Genomic DNA, 18,965 nt, shown 5'->3' on the forward strand with positions numbered 1-18,965 from the left:
TTTTTGGGGCCTTCAAACACCCATGACTTGCGCCATGAGGCTCTGATGAAAGCGACGTGGCGTGGCCCACGTCAAGACAGAGATAGCCTTGTTGCCAAAGCCGGGTACCACGCTCATGCGTCCGGCTTGCAGCGCCCGGATTCCTGCCTGTACGACAGGTTCGGGCTGCATCATTACTCTTTTTAATATCGGCGTGATTTTCTGTCTGGCGCTTTCTGCAAATCCAGTATCTGACATTCCTGGGCAAAGAGCCGTTACCACCACGCCGTCGCGTTTGAGTTCACGATGCAGGGCATCAGAGAACCTGAGGACGTAAGCTTTGGCGGCTGAGTAAACGGCAAAATGTTTAACACCCTGGTAGGACAGCAGGCTGGCAACCATCAGGATATGGCCTTTACGCCTGGCTCGCATGTCTTCTGCAAACAGACGCGTCATCGCGGTCAGGCTGGCGACATCCAGGTCGATCATGGCCAAGGAGCTTTCCAGTGGTTCGTCCAGGAATGCACCCTGCAAGCCATAGCCCGCGTTGTTTATCAGTACGTCGACAACAATATTGCGATCATGCAGATACCGATGCAGATCAATAATCACATTAATGGATGAAAGGTCTGCTTGTTTTACGATCACCTCAATGGCGAAGTGGCTGCGCAATTCATCCGCGAGTGCTTCAAGTTCGTTGAGTCTGCGCGCCACCAGAATCAGCGATCTTCCTTTGGCGGCGTACTGTCTGGCAAATTCTTTGCCGAATCCGCTTGAGGCGCCAGTAATAAGCACCCAGGAATTTTCTCTTTCTGTCATGTTGTAAACACCTGCTGGAGTTTGAAAAAAACTATCTGGGGTTGTTGCTCATCGCGCCGCTACAGGCTGAGATTCAACGGGCTGCCAGCCGCCACCGAGAGACTTGAATACAGCCACCGCGGCACGTGCGGACTCCGTTCGCGCTTGCGCCCTGGCATCGGAGGTCTGCAGCAGTGTCTCGTCGGCACGCAGGACATCGATCAAGCTGGCCGTGCCCTTTTCATAGGCGGTGAATGACGATTCGCGAGCCTGAGTCAGAGCTGTCTCCCCTCTGGTAAGGGTATTTGCCTGGGTTTCCCGATTGACCAGTGAGGAGAGCGCGTTCTCTACATCTTCTGTTGCGCGTAGCACTGACTGGCGGTAGGCGGCCAACGCTTCAGCTTCCTGGCCTTTGGCTTGATTGATTTGGGCGTTGATACGTCCAAAATCGAAGAGTCTCCAGCGTAGGCCCAAAACACCTGCCGACTGACTGGCGCCGCTGGAAAAAAGATTGCCGCTGGATACCGCAGTAGCGCTACCGAGCAGTGCGCTGAGGGAGAATTTTGGATAGTACTCGGCAATGGCTTCTCCAATGCGTGCGTTGGAGGCCGCAAGTCGGCGCTCGGCCACGATCAGATCCGGCCTGCGTCGTAGCAGGTCGGCCGGTGTTCCCAGCGCTTTTAGCGGCGGCGCAGCAGGAATGCTTCCCTCTCTCGCCAGTTGGGTCCGGTGAGTCCCTGGAGGCGTTCCGAGCATTACATCCATTGCATTCATGGCCGCATCCAGACCGGTTTGCAATGCGGGAACTGTTGCCTGGATCCGCGACAGTTCGCCCTCAGTCTGACGAACCTGATAGGTGGCGGCCAAACCCTTGCTGTAGAGCAATTGGATCTTCTCCAGCAACTCGCGCTGTGTTTTGACTTGTTTGTTGGCAATATCCAGTCGTGTCTGTAATCCGCGAAGGGTGATGTAGATGTCGGCAGCCTGCGCGGCGATCACGAGTCGTGTAGCAGTTAAACCTGCTTTGGACGCCTGGTACTCAGCCAGTGCAGCCTCGCGCCCTCGGCGCAGCCCACCCAATACATCGACCTCCCAGCGCGCCTCAAGGTTGGCCTCGTAGGAACTTCCGTATCGGTCATAGCCAGGTGTTGAATTCAACACCTGGCCCAGTGGCGTCTCGACTGACTGATAAGAGCGCGCGGCCTGTCCGTTGATGTTTGCAGAGGGCAGAAGTGCCGCAGTGGCCGCCCCTAATCCGGCCCGTGTCTGTGTGACTCGTGCCGACGCTTGTGCCAGGTCCAGATTCTGCTCCAGTGCCTGGGAGATGAAGGCGGTCAGCAAAGGATCATTAAAGTTTTCCCACCAGGAGACTAGGTTGCTCGGCGTCGCTTCAGGCCGCAGCTCGGCAGAAGGCTGACCCATGTAATGATCCGAAAGCGGAGCGTCTGGACGATGGTAGTCCGGGCCAACCGTGCAGCCTGCCATTAAGCCGGCGCTAACCAAAAGAGCAAAAGGACGGAGGGGAGGCATTGAGATTCCTTGGCGGCGTGTTTGTGACCATATTACGTAATGGTCACATGCTGTCAATTGACTTGATTTGTGTTGTTTCAGAATTGGCTCGATTTTATGAGGTTTCCTAGTTATTGGTCGTCACGCGGGTTATTTGATAGTTCGTGACTGTTGACGATATTGGTCACTAGGCTGAGAATATGACATTCGTCCTATTTTAAGTAAGGGAATCTATGCGCCGGCTCCGACCTTTCCCCATTGCCGCATGCTTGTTGCCTCTCGTCCTGACGGCGTGCGGTGACTCATCCACCGTTGAGGATCCGCGCACGCAGGCCCCTTTGGTAAGGCCCATTGCTGTTCAGGCGTCGTCCGACATCTCTCGTTCTTTCACGGGGGTGGTGGCTGCTCGCGTCCAGGGCGACTTGGGATTTCGCGTATCGGGCAAGGTGCTTGAGCGGCTGGTAGATACCGGTCAGAAAGTCAAGCGTGGGCAGCCGCTTATGCGCCTCGATCCCGTTGACCTGATGCTAGAGGCGCGAGCACAGCGGGAGTCGGTGGTAGCCGCCCGGGCCCGAGCCAGGCAGACAGCCGATGACGAGGCTCGATATCGCGACCTGGTCGCTGCAGGCGCCATCTCTGCATCGGCCTACGACCTGATCAAGGCCGCCGCAGATACCGCAAAGGCGCAACTCAACGCCGCTGAGGCGCAGGCTGACGTTGCGCGTAATGCTTCTGGTTATGCGGTACTGGTTGCAGATGCCGACGGTGTTGTGGTGGAAACACTCGCCGAGCCAGGGCAGGTCGTCACCCCGGGACAAACCGTGGTTCGACTGGCTCGAGCCGGTCAGCGCGAGGCCATTGTGTATTTGCCCGAAACATTGCGTCCGGCTGCCGGATCAACCGCGCAGGCGAAGCTCTATGGGGACAACTCGGGAACCGTTACCGCGAAACTCAGACTGCTTTCGGACTCGGCTGACCGTGTGACACGCACCTTTGAGGCGCGGTATGTCCTCGCGGGGACGCTGGCCAATGCACCGATAGGTTCGACTGTTACCCTCGCAATTGAAGAAGGCTCAACACCAGAGCCGACGTTGCAAGTGCCCATCGCTGCTGTTTTTGACCCAGGTAAAGGTCCAGGCGTATGGGTCATTAGCGGCTCACCCGCAAAAGTGACCTGGCGACCGGTGCAAGTCCTGGGTTTGAGCGACGACTCGGCGCGAGTCACCGGTAACCTCAACGTCGGCGAGCAGATTGTCGCGCTAGGCGCACATCTGCTGCGCGATGGGGAGGCGGTGAGAGTGCCTCAGCAGGATCACGCCAATGTTGCCGGGAGTCGTCCATGAACGAGGGGCGATTCAATATTTCCGCGATCGCGGTTCGCGAGCGATCTGTCACCGTGTTTCTGATTTTTCTGATTGCCGTTGCAGGTGTCCTGGCGTTCTTCAAATTGGGGCGTGCTGAGGATCCGCCATTTACGGTCAAACAGTTGACAATCATCACGGCGTGGCCGGGGGCTACAGCACAGGAGATGCAGGACCAAGTGGCCGAGCCACTTGAGAAGCGTCTGCAAGAACTCAAGTGGTATGACCGCTCTGAAACCTATACGCGTCCGGGCCTCGCTTTCACGATGGTGTCGCTGCTCGACAGCACGCCACCCTCGCAAGTGCAGGAAGAGTTCTATCAGGCGCGAAAAAAAATGGACGATGAAGCCATCAGGCTGCCGGCGGGTGTCATCGGGCCCATGATCAATGACGAGTATTCCGACGTGACATTTGCGCTCTTCGCTCTGAAAGCCAAAGGCGAGCCGCAGCGCTTGCTGGTGCGTGATGCGGAGTCTCTGCGACAGCGCCTGTTGCATGTGTCAGGTGTGAAGAAGGTCAACATCATCGGTGAGCAAGCCGAACGGATATTTGTTTCGTTCTCCCATGATCGGTTAGCCACACTTGGCGTATCGCCTCAGGACATCTTCGCCGCGCTGAACGGTCAGAATGTGCTGACCCCCGCCGGATCAATAGAAACCAGCGGGCCACAGGTTTTTCTGCGTCTCGATGGTGCCTTCGATAAGTTGCAGAGCATTCGTGACACACCTGTTGCCTTGCAGGGACGGACACTCAAGCTTTCTGACGTAGCGACAGTCGAGCGCGGTTATGAAGATCCCGCCACCTTTATTGTGCGCAATAACGGCGAAGATGCCCTATTGCTGGGCATAGTGATGCGAGAGGGCTGGAACGGTCTGGATCTTGGCAAGGCACTGGACGCCGAGACGACTAAAATCAATGAGAGTATGCCGCTGGGCATGACGCTGACCAAGGTGACCGATCAAGCCGTAAACATTGACTCGGCCGTTGGCGAGTTCATGGTCAAATTTTTTGTCGCGCTGCTGGTGGTAATGCTTGTGTGCTTTCTCAGCATGGGCTGGCGAGTAGGCGTGGTTGTCGCCGCGGCCGTACCGTTGACACTGGCGATAGTGTTTGTAGTGATGGCGGCCACCGGAAAGAACTTTGACCGTATAACGCTTGGGTCACTGATCCTGGCGCTGGGGTTACTGGTAGATGACGCCATCATTGCCATCGAAATGATGGTTGTGAAAATGGAGGAGGGTTACGATCGCATCAAAGCCTCCGCGTATGCCTGGAGTCACACGGCGGCACCGATGCTGTCCGGTACCTTGGTGACGGCTATCGGTTTTTTGCCGAATGGCTTCGCGCAGTCAACGGCCGGTGAGTACACCAGCAACATGTTCTGGATTGTGGGCATTGCTCTGATTGCCTCCTGGGTCGTCGCGGTGGCTTTCACCCCTTATCTGGGGGTGAAGTTGTTGCCAGACATCAAGACCGTGGAGGGTGGACATGCGGCTATCTACAACACGCCCCACTACAACCGCTTTCGTCAGGTCCTGACACGCGTTATCGCCCGTAAATGGCTGGTGGCCGGCACGGTTATCACGTTGTTTTTCGTGGCCGTTGCAGGCATGGGGCTCGTCAAGAAGCAGTTCTTCCCCACCTCGGACCGTCCCGAGGTCATGGTCGAGGTGCAAATGCCCTACGGAACCTCCATCGAGCAGACCAGTATCGCTGCCGCCAAGGTTGAGGCCTGGCTGCGAAAGCAGAAGGAGGCAAAAATCGTCACTGCTTATATTGGGCAAGGTGCGCCACGCTTTTTCCTCGCGATGGCGCCAGAACTGCCCGATCCATCGTTCGCCAAGATTGTAGTGCTGACGGACAGTCAGGAGGCACGTGAAACCCTAAAAAACCGTTTTCGCGAAGCGGTTACTGCCGGGCTTGCCCCCGAAGCCCGTGTCAGGGCGGCTCAAATTGTCTTTGGTCCTTATTCGCCATTTCCGGTGGCCTACCGGGTGATGGGACCCGATCCTGCCAAATTGCGCGACATTGCGGAGCAGGTCCGGGGCGTGATGCAGGATAGCCCTATGATGAGAACGGTGAATACCGACTGGGGCCCGCTGACGCCGACACTGCATTTCACCTTGAATCAGGACCGCTTGCAGGCGGTGGGGCTGACTTCAAACGCGGTTGCACAACAACTGCAGTTCCTGCTGACCGGCGTTCCCATCACAGCGGTTCGTGAGGATATCCGTTCAGTGCAGGTCGTCGGTCGTGCTGCGGGCAATATCCGGCTCGACCCGGCGCAAATCAAAGGCTTCACGTTAGTCGGTGCATCGGGACAGCGCATCCCGTTGTCCCAGGTAGGGGAGGTCGATGTACGCATGGAGGATCCGATCCTTCGGCGTCGTGATCGTACTCCGACCATCACCGTACGTGGCGACATTGCCGAAGACTTGCAGCCGCCGGATGTTTCAAGTGTGATCATGAAGGCGTTGCAACCGATCATTGAGAAACTGCCAGACGGGTATCGGATTGAGCAGGCGGGTGCCATCGAGGAGTCTGGCAAGGCTGGCAAGGCGATCCTGCCGTTGCTGCCAATCATGATAGCCATGACCTTGCTCATCATCATTGTGCAGGTTCGTTCGATCTCGGCGATGATCATGGTGTTCCTCACATCGCCGTTAGGATTGATTGGTGTAGTACCGACACTGCTTATCTTCCAGCAGCCATTTGGTATCAATGCACTGGTCGGTTTAATCGCCCTGTCGGGCATCCTGATGCGCAATACGCTGATTCTGATTGGGCAAATCCATCACAACGCGCAAGAAGGGCTGGAGCCGTTTCACGCGGTGGTCGAAGCCACGGTGCAACGTGCTCGGCCGGTACTGCTAACGGCACTCGCCGCCATCCTGGCATTCATTCCCCTGACGCATTCTGTGTTCTGGGGCACTCTGGCCTACACCCTTATAGGAGGCACCCTCGTCGGAACCGCCATGACACTCGTGTTCCTGCCAGCGATGTATTCCATCTGGTTCAAGATCAGTCCTGACAACAAAGTGCGGACTTAATCAGTAAAACTGGCATAGGCACCGATGAGAGGGGGTTGCAAGCGTTAATCGCGTTCCGGATCGTGATGAAACCCAAGAAGCTGCTGCTCCCTTGGTGCCGGCCATCCCAGGATTGGGCAATGAGCTGAGCGTGGCTGATCGCAGGCAACTGCCACGGTTGGCGTGAACGTCTGTAGGGAAGGCGAATTGTTGGCGCGGTGCTATAACTGAACCGCCGCGTTCGCCGGCCCCATCAGCAAGGCTTCAACCCGCGCCAATTCCCAGGTACTGAGCAAACTCACCGGATCAGTGCCATAGCGCTGCCACGTCTCAAGCGTGCCTTCCTGGCCATCGGGGTCGCGGGCGTATTCACAGTGATGCAACTGTTCTCCTGCAAAATCCAGCAGCAGGTGCCAGCCTTCGATGTCGATCACTACCCGTCCGGATTCGTTGGGTGTTTCGCACACCTTGAGCGCAAGCACGCCCAGCGCAGCCTCACGCAATCGTTGGCAAACCTCGCGGGCGGTCAGAAATACAGCCATGTTCGAACTCGATCAGTGCACAAGAGCGCCAGCATAAAGCGCGGGTCCACAAGTGTCAGCGATCACTGGCTCCATCGCGGACAATTCCGTAACATTCGCAACCCTCTTTTGCGCAACACTCTTTTCACCCAATAAAAGCGGCCGTGCTTGGCGGCCGCTCAATCAGGTAAGCCATGAAACCGATACGTCTGCGCGCCGATGTCCTGGCCGGACTCACTACCTCGTTTGCCCTGTTGCCCGAATGCATTGCATTTGCGCTGGTGGCCCACCTCAATCCGCTGATGGGCCTGTACGGCGCCTTCATCATTTGTACGCTGACCGCGTTGTTCGGTGGTAGGCCGGGGATGGTCTCCGGTGCGGCAGGTTCGATGGCGGTGGTGATCGTCGCGCTGGTGGTGCAGCAAGGCGTGCAATATCTGCTGGCAACGGTGTTGCTGGGCGGTTTGATCATGATGGCGTTCGGGCTGTTGCGCCTGGGTAAACTGGTGCGCATGGTGCCGCACCCGGTGATGCTCGGCTTCGTCAATGGCCTGGCGATCATCATTGCGCTGGCGCAACTGGAGCATTTCAAGAGCGGTGAAGACTGGCTCAGCGGCACGCCGCTGTACCTGATGACCGGGCTCGTGTTGTTGACCATGGCCATCGTCTACATCTTGCCGCGCCTGACCCGAGCGGTGCCGCCGGCACTGGTGGCGATCCTCGGTGTTGGCCTGCTGGTGTATCTGTTCGGCCTGCCGACCCGCACCCTCGGTGACATGGCGCATATCGCTGGTGGCCTGCCGACCTTCGCGTTGCCGGACATCCCGTGGAACTTTGAAACCCTGCGCATCATCGCCCCATACGCGATCCTGATGGCGCTGGTCGGCCTGCTGGAAACCCTGCTGACCCTCAACCTCACTGACGAAATCACCGAAACCCGTGGCTACCCGGATCGCGAATGTGTGGCGTTGGGTGCGGCGAACATGGTCTCCGGTGCATTTGGCGGGATGGGCGGTTGCGCGATGATCGGCCAGACCGTGATCAACTTGAGCTCTGGCGGGCGCGGGCGTTTGTCCGGCGTGGTGGCGGGCGTGCTGATCCTGTTGTTCATTCTGTTTCTGTCGCCGCTGATCGAGCGTATTCCGCTGGCGGCGCTGGTCGGCGTGATGTTCGTGGTGTCGCAGCAGACGTTCGCATGGGCTTCGTTGCGGGTGGCGAACAAAGTGCCGCTCAACGATGTGCTGGTGATCATCGCCGTGACCATCATCACCGTGTTCACCGATCTGGCCACGGCGGTGCTGTGCGGGATCATCATCGCCGCGTTGAATTTTGCTTGGCAGCAGGCCCGTGAGTTGTACGCCGATGAACATATGGAAGCCGATGGCAGCAAGCTCTATCGCTTGCACGGCACGCTGTTCTTCGCCTCGGCGACGCCGTTCCTCAACCAGTTCGACCCGGCCAAAGATCCGCAAAAAGTGACGCTGGATTGCCGGCATTTGAGCTTTGTCGATTACTCGGCGATTGCCGCGCTGAAAACCCTGCGTGAGCGTTACGAAAAGGCCGGCAAGCATTTGCAGGTATTTCATCTGTCGGAACGCTGCAAGAAACTGCTCAAACGTGCGGGCGTTGCTCACGACTGAGCACTGCGCTGCTGATCGGCTGTGGGAGCGAACTTGCTCGCGAAGGTGGGGTGTCATTCAACGATAATGTTGATTGATCCGGCACTTTCGCGAGTAAGTTCGCTCCCACAGTGGTTTTTGCCCCCGCGAGGTTCAGTCGATCGCCGGGAAATCGATATCGGTCAACGCCGCATTGTTCAGGTAGTTGGTCAGTGTCTGTACCGCCACCAGCGCAATCACCTCAATTATTTTCGTGTCATCGATCCCGGCAGCGCGCGCGGCGGCAATCTGCTCGTCGCTCAACTGACCCCGGCTTTCGGTGAGTTGATGGGCGAGGGCGGCGTAGGCGTTGAGTTCGCCCTGACGCGCTGCGACGATGTCCTGCGCCGATAAGCCGGCCTTGCTGGCAAACAGGGTGTGCGCCGCCAGGCAATAATCGCAACCGTTGACTTGCGAAGTGGCGAGGTAAACCGCTTCTTTCTCCTTCGCGCTCAGCGAGGTTTTACCGAGTATCGCGGAGGCTTGCAGGTAGGTCTCAAGCGCCACCGGGGCCTTGGCCAGTGTGGTGAACACGTTGGGCAGGAAGCCGATTTTTTTCTTCACGCCTTCCAGTACTGGGCGGGTGGCGTCGGTGGCGGTGTCGAGGCTGATAGCATGGATACGGCTCATGGTGATTCTCCGAAAGTCCGGTGCGAAGTGCGCCGGCGATGGAGAGGATGTTAATGAGGGCGGCTGGCGCATTGGGTGCAAATCGTCGAGGATATGCGACAGATCGTCCAGATATGCCCTTGAGGAGTCGCCCATGGATCGCCTTTCCACATTACTCAGCCATTTCGCTGTCCATGCCGGCACGTTTCACAGCGGCAACTTTTGCGGCGTCAGCGTTCATGACGGCGAGCCAAACGGGCATGTGCATCTGTTGCAGGCGGGGGAGTTGTTGCTCAAGCCGGGCAGTGAGCGCGAGATACGACTCGATGAGCCGTCGCTGATTTTCTTTCCCAGACCCTTTTCCCACCGAATGTTTGCTGACGAGTCCATGGACACAAGAGTGGTCTGCGCGACACTGACCTTTGACGGTGGCTCCGGAAATGCTCTGGCGGCCGCACTGCCGGATTATCTGGTGCTCAAACTCACCGAGATCCCCGAACTGGGCAACACCCTGGAGTGGCTGTTCAAGGAAGCTTTCGAAGGGCATTGCGGGCGCGTCGCCGTGATGGATCGGCTGTTCGAATTGCTGGTGATTCTGCTGTTGCGCCACCTCATCAGCAATCGTGACCAACAACCGGGAATGATGGCCGGGCTGGCCGATCCGCGTTTGTCTCGCGCCTTGAACCTGATACACGAACAACCGGCAAAACCATGGAGCGTGGCCGACCTGGCGACTGCTGCCAATCTGTCCCGCGCAGGTTTTGCCGAGCAGTTTCACCGCGTCGTCGGGCAGACTCCGGCCGATTATCTGCTGAGTTGGCGGGTCAGCCTCGCGCAGAAACGCCTGCGCGAGGGCAAACCGATTGCACTGATCGCTGAAGAGGTCGGTTACGAAAGTCCTTCGGCGCTGGCCCGGGCGTTTCGACGCAAGACCGGATTAAGCCCTCGGGAGTGGAAAGCCGCAACCTGAGCATTACTGGGCGAATTTCTTCGCCCCGGCCACACACACAATCACGCCCAGCGTCACCGCGAGCATGCCGACGCTAACCTGTTCATGCAGCAACGTCGCGGCCAGCGCCAAACCGAAAAACGGTTGCAGCAACTGCAATTGCCCCACTGCCGCGATCCCGCCCTGCGCCAGTGCGCGATACCAGAACACAAACCCGATCAACATGCTGAACAGCGACACATAGGCCAGGCACAGCCACGCCGACAGGCTGATGTGACGGAACGAGACGGGCGCCAGCCACAGACTCAACAGCGCCATCACGGGTAACGACAGCACCAATGCCCAGCAGATCACCTGCCAGCCGCCGAGGGTTCGCGACAGTTTTGCGCCTTCGGCATAACCGAGGCCGCACGCCAGAATCGCCGCGAGCATCAGCAAGTCACCGGTGGGCGAGGCGCTGATACCTTGGGACAGCGCGAAGCCCACCACCAGGGCACTGCCAAGAATCGAGAAGCCCCAGAACACCGGTCGAGGCCGCTCACCGCCGCGCAGCACGGCGAAAATCGCTGTAGACAGTGGCAGTAATCCCACAAAAACAATCGAATGCGCCGACGTGACGTGTTGCAGCGCGAGTGCGGTCAACAGTGGAAACCCGAGCACCACACCCATGGCCACAATCAGCAACGACCGCCACTGAATTCGTGCCGGTCGCCGCGCTCGAAATAACCACAGTAATGCCACCGCCAATACCCCGGCGATGGCGGCGCGCACCACGGTGAGAAACACCGGATCGAACTCCAGCACGGCCACCCGGGTGGCCGGCAGCGATCCACTGAAGATCACCACGCCGATAAAACCGTTGATCCAGCCGCTGGTTTTTTCCGCGGCCGGGTGAGGCAGGTTCGAAGTCCGTTCCATACGAAGGCATGCTCAAAGGTGGGGTTGCATTGCCGCCATGCTGTGGCTGAAAATCAGCACAATCAAAAAATTGTCATGGATACATCCCGGCATGCCGCGCTCCCGCTACAAGACCCTCGTTGACCTCTACGCCGCCGATATTCGCGCGGGACGTCTGGCGCCCGGTACGCGATTGCCCACTCATCGAGAACTGGCCACCAAAGAGGGGTTGGCGTTGGTCACGGCCTCGCGGGTGTACGCCGAACTGGAGGCGATGGGCCTGGTCAGCGGCGAGACCGGACGAGGGACGTTTGTGCGTGAAACGTCGTTATCGGCGGGGCTGGGCATTGATCAGAAGGACGTAGCGGTCGGCATGATCGACCTCAATTTCAATTACCCGTCGCTGCCCGGTCAGGCTGACCTGTTGCGCACTGCGCTGCGGCAATTGGCATTGTCCGGTGATCTCGAAGCGCTGCTGCGCTACCAACCCCACGCGGGTCGTCAACACGAACGCGCCTCTGTCGCTCGACACTTGCAAACCCGTGGCGTACAGGTCGATACCGAGCAAGTGCTGATCGTTAACGGTGCACAGCAAGGACTGGCGGTGACATTGATGGCGCTGCTCAAACCGGGCGATGTGATCGCGGCGGATGCGCTGACCTATTCCGGGTTCAAAGTGTTGGCCGAGGCCCTGCATCTGGAAGTGGTGGCGATCCCGCTCGGCAATCAGGGGCCGGATCTTCAGGCGCTGGAAAAGCTCTGTCACAGCCGTTCGGTGCGCGCCGTCTATAGCATGCCGACCCTGCACAATCCGTTGGGGTGGGTGACGCCCCTTGAACAGCGCGAGCAACTGGTCGCGATTGCCCGGCGGCATGATCTGACCATCATTGAAGACGCGGCCTACGCGTTTCTGGTGGAAAACCCACCGCGTGCGTTGGTCGACCTGGCGCCTGAGCGCACGGTGTACGTGTCGGGACTTTCCAAGAATATTGCCACGGGCCTGCGCGTCGGTTTTATCGCGGCGCCTGCGCCCAAGGTGCCGGCACTGGAGCGCATCATTCGCGCTACCACTTGGAACACGCCGGGCGTGATGACGGCGTTGGCCTGCGGCTGGCTCGACGACGGCACCGTCACACTGCTTGAAGAACAAAAACGCCAAGACGCCAAGGCGCGCCAAGCATTGGCCGCCGAGTGGCTGAAAGGGCTGACCTGCATCGGCCATCCGTCCTCGTACTTCCTGTGGCTACCGCTGCCGGAAGATGTGCGCGCCGATCAGATGGTCGTGGAATTGATGCACGAACAGATTTCGGTCACCACCGCCGAGCCGTTTTCCGTGTCGCCCCATGCGCCACATGCGATTCGACTGGCATTGGGCTCGGTGGACATGGCGGTGTTGCGCCAGGCCTTGATCACTGTCAGAACGGTCGTTGGCGCTTACCTGTGAAAACCAAAGTGCTACCCTTGCGCCGCCCGTTTTTTATGCCGACCCGGAAGCCTAAATGAAAAACCCCGCGTCACTGTCTTCAGTTCTGATCCTCACTGCTGGCCTGCTCAGCACCACTGCCCACGCCGCAGGCGACCCCGAGGCCGGCGCAAAAATCTTTCCGCGCCTGTGCGGCGGCTGCCATCAGGTCGGCGAATCCGCCCGCCCGGGATTTGGCCCGCAGCTCAACGGCATCATCGGTCGACCGGCCGGGACGTCGGCGAATTACGTGTATTCCGAAGCAATGAAGAACTCAGGGGTGACCTGGGATCACGAAACACTGAAGGCTTACCTGAAAGATCCAAAAGGCGTGGTGCCGGGCACGCGGATGATTTTCTGGGGGCTGAGTGATGAGGAGAAACTCGAAAATCTGCTGGCGTATCTGCAGATGTTTTCCCCAGTAGGCGCTGCCGAGTGAAACCAAGCAACGCCTACGGTTGTGTCGGCGTTGCACTGTAACCGTGGCTGGCCACTTGATTACGACCCGCCGCTTTCGCCTGATACAGCTGTTGGTCCGCACGTTTGATCAGATTCCCGGGGCTGTTGTCCGCTGGGTCTGCCAACCCTACACCGACGCTGACCGTCACCTGCCCGGCGGTTGCGAAATCAGCCTCGGCCACCGCCGCGCGAATCTTCTCGGCGACCCTCTCAGGTGTGTCGGGCATGCTGATTTCCGGCAGCAGCACGGCGAACTCCTCACCGCCGTAACGTGCCACGAAGTCGGTGGTGCGCAGGCTGGTCTGAATCAATTGCGCCAATTGTTGCAGCACTTCGTCGCCGACGGCATGACCGTGGGTGTCATTGACGCGTTTGAAGTGGTCGGCGTCGATCAGCAATAACGCGAACGGCCGCCCCGTGCGCCGTGACAGCAGGCTGTATTCGGTGAGTTTTTCGTCGAAACGGCGACGGTTGAAGACCCCGGTCAGGGCGTCGTGAGTCGCGAGATTCAGCAACTCGGCGTTGGCCTGCATGAGGTCGGCGGTGCGTTGTGCCACGGTGGCTTCGAGCGTGGCGTTGGCTTCCTGCAGTTCGCGCTCTTTGCCGAGCAGCGATTGCGTCATCGCCTCGATTGACTGGCCGAGCTGGGCAATTTCCCGAACCGGATGTTGAAGAGGGAAGTGCGCGCCGCGCTGGTTGTCCTGTACCTGTTTGGCCGAGCGAGCGAGTTGCTCGATTGGACGGCTCAGATACAGCGCCAGGTAATACGCCACAACACCAAATATCACGGCCGCGAAAACCCCAAGAATCAACAGCTTATAGAGCAGCAGGCGTGCCGGTTGCAGTGCGGTCTCCAGTGGCTGACGTAAGGCAATCGACCACGACAGCGCTGTACTGGGGGGCGTAGGCACGGTAACCATGCTGGTCAGGTAACCGTTACCGACGGACCATCCGCTTGACTTCGAATCGTTCGTTGCCAGTTGCTGGCCCATCAGGGCTTCGGGATACAAGACCTTCCCGTCGTAATCGATAATCAACGCCTCGATGTCCGGCGAAGCGTTCTTGTGCGAAAACGCCGCCGATTCGACGATACGCGTGACCCAACTCCAGTGAGCGTGGGCGCCGAGCACGCCAATCACTTGGCCTTCGGCATTTCGGATCGGTGCGGCAAAATCGATAAAACGCAGCGGTTCTCCGTTTGGCAGACCCGGCAGTAACTTGGCCAGCAGCACGGCTTCATGCGGATCACCGGTGTATTGGCCACGTAACCCGGCCTGAAACCACGGTCGTTGCTGCACCGATTGACCGACCAGCAACCCATTCACGGCTTGATGAACGCGACCCTCGGCGTCGGTTACACCCATCCACGCGTACTCGGTACGCGCCTGAGTGCGCAACTGCATCGACTTCAGAATCGCCGGGTTGTCCAGATTGCCACGCTCCAGATGAGGCGCGCGGCTGAGCATATAAACCTCAAGCTGGCGCTCGCGCAATTGCTCGCCGAGCGACGTGGCTGCCGACCGCGCAGTATTCAACAGCGCATTACCGCTGGCCTGTTTCATCTGTTCGGTGGCGATGTGCCCGACATAAAAGCCCACACTCAACAACGTCAGCAGGGACAAACCGGCAAACCAAAGGGTGAGGTGGCTACGCAGACTGGCTTTGAGCATGAGCGGTGTCTGTCTTTATTTGAGTGGCGCCATGGTATGCGACATCGTTGATGGGCTGCCAGCGAAGTGGTTCATGAAACGTACCGAAACTGTGGACGCAAAAAAGCCCGGCTGATCAGGCCGGGCTCTTTAATGGGACTGCGTGGAGCTATTGATTCATGCAACGCGGCGTTCGATCAGACGATCCGAGCCACCTTCGGCAACGCGGCGTTCGATCAGACGATCAGAACCACCTTCGGCAACGCGGCGTTCGATCAGACGATCAGAACCACCTTCGGCAACACGGCGTTCGATCAGACGATCCGAGCCACCTTCAGCAACACGGCGTTCGATCAGACGATCCGAGCCACCTTCGGCAACACGGCGTTCGATCAGACGATCAGAACCACCTTCGGCAACGCGGCGCTCGATCAGACGATCAGCGCCACCTTCAGCAACACGGCGTTCGATCAGACGATCAGAACCACCTTCGGCAACACGGCGCTCGATCAGACGATCAGAGCCACCTTCAGCAACGCGGCGTTCGATCAGACGATCCGAACCCCCTTCAGCAACACGACTTTCAATCAACCGATCCGAGCCGCCTTCAGCGACCAGGGTGTGAGCGGGAGTAGCGGCAAAAGCGTTAACTGCGAAAACCGAGAAAGCGATGCTGAGAAGGATTTGGCGTTTCATGATCGTGTGCTCCGGGGTGTTGTTGGTTGGTATGGAGCCGATCTTACGCCGCGGATTTTTTATGAGAACTTCATTGACGTGATGGTGACTATCGATGCCAGCGATGTCTGCCCGAGCCACGTCCTACGGGGCCGTTGCCCGAATGCACAACTCCCCGGTTGCGCGGGTCAACGCCAGTTCATGCAACGCGTCATGGGTCAGAGCGCTGCGCGCCTTGGCGAGCCAGACCGGGCAGCTCGGATCATGGCGATAAGGCGCAAAGTCGGCATATTGCTGCAGCAGGCGGGTTTGCAGTTCATCCAGGCGCGGGCGAATCTGTTTGCCCAGATCCGGGCGCAGCGTGTCCGGCGCGGCACCGGCCGCTTGCCATTGGGCCAGCAAACCGTACTGCACCAGTTTGTTGGCCTCCATCTGCGCGGCAATCAACTGTGCTACCTCTTCCGGATCGAGCTTGCGCTCGGCGGCCAGCGTGCGGGCATTGGTGATGACCTGCGCTTCCCGTGGGCTGTCCTGAATCGGTTTGCCGCTGTCCCACTTGGTCAAAGCGACGAGATCGCCGATATTCAGGCGTTCGTTTAGTGTCAGCAGCAACGGTTGCAAGGACTCAGGTGCTGGAGTCGATGTAGCAGCGAGAGAAGTGCCAGCGAGTAAGGCTAGGCCAGTGCTGATCAGCAGCTTTCGAAAGGGGGGCATGAACAGAACCTCAATGGATGACATTAACGGGCTGTTGTTTACCACAACTGCGAACCGACACATAACAGACCCATGCCCGTTACACAGACGAGGTGCGCAAGAATTAACACTGACTGAAATGTTAATTGCACCCTGCACCCAACTCACCGAAGCTATCCTCAATCAGCCTTCCCGCCGTCGAGATGGACCTCTTTCAATGCAAACCCCCAGCGTCACCAAACCCCTCTGGCAAACCTACTTGCTGTTCCTTGCGCCGATGGTGCTGTCCAACTTCCTGCAATCGATGTCGGGCACGATCAATAGCATCTACATCGGCCAGATGCTGGGCACCCAGGCGCTGGCGGCGGTGTCGGGCATGTTTCCCGTGGTGTTCTTTTTTATCGCCCTGGTGATTGGCCTGGGTGCGGGCGCGGGGGTGTTGATCGGTCAGGCGTGGGGGGCGCGCGAATCGCACTTGGTCAAAGCGATTGCCGGGGCGACGCTGTTGCTTGGGGTGTTGATTGGTTTGGTGGCGGCGGTATTGGGCAGTGTGTTTGCGCGGCAGGCGTTGACGGGGTTGGGCACGCCCGCCGACGTGCTGGACGATGCGGTGGCGTATGCCCATGTGATGATGTGGATTTTGCCGTCGCTGCTGGCCTTTGTGCTGTTCACGCAGTTGTTGCGCGGGGTGAGTGACACGGTTTCGCCACTGCTGGCACTGATGGTGTCTACCTGTGTGGGGCTTGCGCTGACACCGGCGTTGATTCGTGGCTGGTTCGGCTTGCCGCAACTGGGCATCCAGAGTGCAGCGTTTGCGGGGCTCGCCGGCAACCTGTCGGCGATGGCGTGGCTTGCATGGCGACTGATCCGCAAGGGCCATCCATTGGCGCCCGATCGCGAGTTCTTTAAAGCGCTGCGCCTGGACGGGGTGATTCTTGGCAAGGTCCTGCGCATCGGCCTGCCGACCGGCGTGCAGATGATCGTGCTGTCGCTGTCGGAACTGGTGATTCTGGCACTGGTCAACCAGCACGGCTCGCAAGCGACGGCGGCGTATGGCGCGGTGACGCAGATCGTCAACTATGTGCAGTTTCCGGCGTTGTCGATTGCGATCACTGCTTCGATCCTGGGCGCACAGGCCATCGGGGCAGGGCGACTGGAGCGGATGGGGCCGATCCTGCGCACCGGGCTGTTGATCAATGTGTGTCTGACCGGTGGCCTGATTGTGCTGGGCTATGTGCTGTCGCACTGGTTACTCGGATTATTCCTCACCGACGACTCGACCCGAGCAATGGCTGAGCATTTGTTGCACATCATGTTGTGGAGCCTGTTGGTGTTCGGTTTCCAGGCAATCATCGGCGGGATCATGCGCGCCAGTGGCACGGTGTTGGTGCCGGTGGTCATTGCGATTATCTGTGTCGTGGGAGTGCAATTACCGGCGGCGTATTGGCTGGACGGGCACTTTGGCTTGCAGGGTGTGTGGATGGCGTTTCCGGTGGCGTATCTGGGCATGCTGGTGTTGCAGACGGTGTATTACAAACTGGTCTGGCGGCATCAGAAGATTGAACGATTGGTTTGATCTATACAGGCGCTTGTGCAGCCCTTGGCAGTTCCTGCCGTTGAGCAAGCAGAAAAATTTGTTTTCCTGAGGCGAAGCGTCGTAGCTTACGCGGCATAAATAATAAGAACGTTCGAGGGTGTAAGTGGGTTTTTTTCGACTGCTGTTGGCCGTTCTGGTCGCTGTATCTCATATGGGCCAGACTATTGCGGGGCTCAATCCTGGTGTGGTCGCTGTCATTTCTTTTTTGATCATCAGCGGTTTTGTGATGACGTCGCTTATAGAGCGCAACTACAGCACGCCAGACAAAATCAGCCTGTTTTATCTGGATAGAGCCCTCAGGCTGTATCCCCAGTTCCTGTTGTACTTCGGCATGTCCTGCGCGGTCATTTATTGGCTCTTGCCCGGAACCGGTCAGGCGGCTGAACTCACGTTCTCGCGCATCGCCAGCAGCCTTGCCATCGTGCCGCTGGGCTTCTACATGTTCGGGGTGGCCAGCACATGGATTCTGCCCCCAGCGTGGTCATTGGGGCTGGAGATGTGTTTCTACCTGCTGATTCCTTTTCTGCTCATGTTCAGGCTGCGAGGCGTTGGTTTTGCCTTGTCTATCAGCGTTTTTCTGGTGGCGTGCTTCGGCTATATCAACACGGATATCTACGGCTACCGACTGTTGCCGGGCGCGCTGTTCATGTTTCTTTGCGGTAGCTATTTATACGGGGCGCGAGCCAAGGGAGTGGTCATCGCTGCGACCACCGCTGGCGTAGCTACCCTGATGTTCGCGGCAATCATGGCTGGAGTGATCGAACGCCGGCCTTACAACGCCGAGGTCACACTGGGCATAGCGCTGGGCGTCCCAGCCGTTTATCTCTTGAGCAGAATCAAGTCTCACTGGATAGACGAATTTCTCGGCAACATCAGCTACGGCGTGTTTCTCAATCACTTTGTGGTGATTTACGCCCTGCACGCGCTCTGGCCGGCGGATTACGACGCTCAAAGGGTTATTACGGTGTTGGTGCTGTCATTGCTGTTCAGCAGCGTTTCCTATTACTACGTCGAGCGCCCCGTACTGGCGCTTCGTCACAGGCTGCGAGCAGGTGTCAGGTACGGCGTGGTGCTTTCGCGGGGGAATGGCGAGGTGGCGTAACCGCCCGTTGTTTGCTTA

16 protein-coding genes are annotated in these 18,965 nt (G+C 58.5%); 8 read left to right on the forward strand and 8 right to left on the reverse strand.

What is annotated here, in order from left to right:
• Positions 1-12 precede the first annotated feature (12 nt).
• Both ACIOU6_RS09850 and ACIOU6_RS09855 read right to left on the reverse strand, forming a co-directional pair.
• Positions 13-798: an SDR family oxidoreductase gene (locus ACIOU6_RS09850; protein WP_221730351.1), complete on the reverse strand. Its 786-nt coding sequence runs from the start codon at positions 796-798 to the stop codon at positions 13-15.
• A gap of 48 nt (positions 799-846) precedes the next feature.
• On the reverse strand, positions 847-2,307 hold the full coding sequence (locus ACIOU6_RS09855; protein WP_401135746.1) for an efflux transporter outer membrane subunit: 1,461 nt from the start codon (positions 2,305-2,307) through the stop codon (positions 847-849).
• A 212-nt stretch (positions 2,308-2,519) separates the two neighbouring features.
• Between ACIOU6_RS09855 and ACIOU6_RS09860 the strand changes: the two genes are divergently transcribed.
• Positions 2,520-3,629, forward strand: coding sequence for an efflux RND transporter periplasmic adaptor subunit (locus tag ACIOU6_RS09860; protein ID WP_401135749.1), 1,110 nt, complete (start codon positions 2,520-2,522; stop codon positions 3,627-3,629).
• Complete coding sequence (locus tag ACIOU6_RS09865; RefSeq protein ID WP_401135752.1) at positions 3,626-6,697, forward strand: efflux RND transporter permease subunit; 3,072 nt, start codon at positions 3,626-3,628, stop codon at positions 6,695-6,697. Before ACIOU6_RS09860 ends, ACIOU6_RS09865 begins: the two co-directional genes overlap by 4 nt.
• Before the next feature lie 200 nt (positions 6,698-6,897).
• Here the strand turns inward: ACIOU6_RS09865 and ACIOU6_RS09870 are convergent, their stop codons facing one another.
• Entirely contained in the window at positions 6,898-7,218 is a 321-nt protein-coding gene (locus ACIOU6_RS09870) for a hypothetical protein (protein WP_221730347.1), read from the reverse strand.
• A 173-nt stretch (positions 7,219-7,391) separates the two neighbouring features.
• Between ACIOU6_RS09870 and ACIOU6_RS09875 the strand changes: the two genes are divergently transcribed.
• Complete coding sequence (locus ACIOU6_RS09875) at positions 7,392-8,837, forward strand: SulP family inorganic anion transporter (RefSeq protein WP_401135756.1); 1,446 nt, start codon at positions 7,392-7,394, stop codon at positions 8,835-8,837.
• 132 nt (positions 8,838-8,969) lie between these two features.
• Here ACIOU6_RS09875 and ACIOU6_RS09880 read toward each other — a convergent pair whose 3' ends face one another.
• On the reverse strand, positions 8,970-9,485 hold the full coding sequence (locus ACIOU6_RS09880) for a carboxymuconolactone decarboxylase family protein (RefSeq protein WP_221730345.1): 516 nt from the start codon (positions 9,483-9,485) through the stop codon (positions 8,970-8,972).
• A gap of 133 nt (positions 9,486-9,618) precedes the next feature.
• On the opposite strand from ACIOU6_RS09880, the gene ACIOU6_RS09885 reads away from it, so the two are divergent.
• Positions 9,619-10,434 carry a cupin domain-containing protein gene (locus ACIOU6_RS09885; protein ID WP_401135759.1) on the forward strand — a complete coding sequence of 272 codons (816 nt, stop codon included), beginning with the start codon at positions 9,619-9,621 and terminating at the stop codon, positions 10,432-10,434.
• Between the two features lie 3 nt (positions 10,435-10,437).
• On the opposite strand, the gene ACIOU6_RS09890 is transcribed toward ACIOU6_RS09885, so the two are convergent.
• Positions 10,438-11,331 carry a DMT family transporter gene (locus ACIOU6_RS09890; protein ID WP_401135762.1) on the reverse strand — a complete coding sequence of 298 codons (894 nt, stop codon included), beginning with the start codon at positions 11,329-11,331 and terminating at the stop codon, positions 10,438-10,440.
• Between the two features lie 91 nt (positions 11,332-11,422).
• Here ACIOU6_RS09890 and ACIOU6_RS09895 point away from each other — a divergent pair, with 91 nt between their 5' ends.
• Both ACIOU6_RS09895 and ACIOU6_RS09900 read left to right on the forward strand, forming a co-directional pair.
• The gene (locus tag ACIOU6_RS09895) at positions 11,423-12,754 is read left to right on the forward strand and encodes a PLP-dependent aminotransferase family protein (RefSeq protein WP_401135765.1); all 1,332 of its coding nucleotides are present in this window, start codon (positions 11,423-11,425) and stop codon (positions 12,752-12,754) included.
• A gap of 55 nt (positions 12,755-12,809) precedes the next feature.
• A complete protein-coding gene (locus tag ACIOU6_RS09900; protein WP_221730341.1) occupies positions 12,810-13,211 on the forward strand; it encodes a cytochrome c family protein in 402 nt (133 codons plus the stop codon).
• A gap of 13 nt (positions 13,212-13,224) precedes the next feature.
• Here the strand turns inward: ACIOU6_RS09900 and ACIOU6_RS09905 are convergent, their stop codons facing one another.
• The 3 genes from ACIOU6_RS09905 to ACIOU6_RS09915 form a co-directional block, all read right to left on the reverse strand.
• Positions 13,225-14,901: a diguanylate cyclase gene (locus tag ACIOU6_RS09905; protein WP_221730340.1), complete on the reverse strand. Its 1,677-nt coding sequence runs from the start codon at positions 14,899-14,901 to the stop codon at positions 13,225-13,227.
• A gap of 156 nt (positions 14,902-15,057) precedes the next feature.
• On the reverse strand, positions 15,058-15,576 hold the full coding sequence (locus ACIOU6_RS09910) for a phage infection protein (RefSeq protein WP_401135769.1): 519 nt from the start codon (positions 15,574-15,576) through the stop codon (positions 15,058-15,060).
• A 123-nt stretch (positions 15,577-15,699) separates the two neighbouring features.
• Positions 15,700-16,269, reverse strand: a complete 570-nt coding sequence (locus tag ACIOU6_RS09915; RefSeq protein ID WP_401135771.1) for a chorismate mutase — start codon at positions 16,267-16,269, stop codon at positions 15,700-15,702.
• Between the two features lie 196 nt (positions 16,270-16,465).
• Between ACIOU6_RS09915 and ACIOU6_RS09920 the strand changes: the two genes are divergently transcribed.
• On the forward strand, positions 16,466-17,824 hold the full coding sequence (locus ACIOU6_RS09920; RefSeq protein ID WP_221734340.1) for an MATE family efflux transporter: 1,359 nt from the start codon (positions 16,466-16,468) through the stop codon (positions 17,822-17,824).
• A gap of 124 nt (positions 17,825-17,948) precedes the next feature.
• Positions 17,949-18,947 carry an acyltransferase family protein gene (locus ACIOU6_RS09925; RefSeq protein ID WP_401135774.1) on the forward strand — a complete coding sequence of 333 codons (999 nt, stop codon included), beginning with the start codon at positions 17,949-17,951 and terminating at the stop codon, positions 18,945-18,947.
• Positions 18,948-18,965: the final 18 nt, after the last annotated feature.

The sequence above is a fragment of the Pseudomonas sp. NPDC087615 genome (assembly GCF_044743445.1).
Lineage (GTDB): Bacteria > Pseudomonadota > Gammaproteobacteria > Pseudomonadales > Pseudomonadaceae > Aquipseudomonas > Aquipseudomonas baetica_A.